Source organism: Vibrio sp. 704 (assembly GCF_033339295.1).
On the sequence record NZ_JAWOUH010000238.1, the window covers coordinates 1 to 856 of the forward strand.

The 856-nt window shown below is 47.7% G+C and carries 1 protein-coding gene; it reads left to right on the forward strand.

Translation table 11 applies throughout. From position 1 onward, the window contains the following. Positions 1–856 (forward strand): NAD(P)/FAD-dependent oxidoreductase (locus R7R24_RS25680; RefSeq protein WP_318119942.1); only part of this gene is annotated, 856 nt, incomplete at both ends.

The window sequence follows — 856 nt, forward strand, 5'->3', positions numbered from 1 at the left end:
AAAAACCATAGCTTCGATTTCCAAATGGGTAGCCTTCAAGACATCGACCGTGAACGTAAAGTGATCATTTTAAGTGAGCTGAAAGACGAGCACGGTGAACTTCTTATGCCAAGCCGCGAGCTAGAATACGATCTTCTAGTGATGGCGATTGGTTCAACATCGAACGATTTCAACACTCCAGGCGTTCGCGAAAACTGTATTTTCCTAGATAGCCCAGAACAAGCGCACCGTTTCCGTACAGAAATGAACAATGAGTTCCTAAAGCTGCATGCGAAAAACGGTAACGGTACAGTGGATATCGCGATCGTTGGTGCTGGTGCAACGGGCGTTGAGCTATCGGCTGAGCTGCACAATGCCGTGAAAGAACTTCGCACTTACGGATTTGGTGATCTAGATTCAAGCAAGCTGAATGTTAACCTGATTGAAGCGGGCGAGCGCATTCTTCCTGCATTGCCACCACGTATTTCGTCTGCGGCGCATCAAGAGCTTGTTAAGCTGGGTGTAAACGTTCGTACAGCAACGATGGTGACTAAGGCGGAGAAAGACGGCCTAACTACCAAAGATGGCGAAAAGATTCCTGCGCAAATCATGGTTTGGGCTGCGGGTATCAAAGCACCTGATTTCATCAAAGACATTGCAGGTCTAGAAACAAACCGTATTAACCAATTGGTTGTGAAAGGAACACTGCAAACAACGCGTGATGACGATATTTTTGTTATCGGCGACTTGGCGCAATGCACACAACCAGACGGCTCATTTGTGCCACCTCGTGCGCAAGCTGCGCACCAAATGGCTAGCCAAGCGTTCAGCAACATTGTGGCGAAGCTAAATGGTCGTGAGTTGAAAAACTACGTGT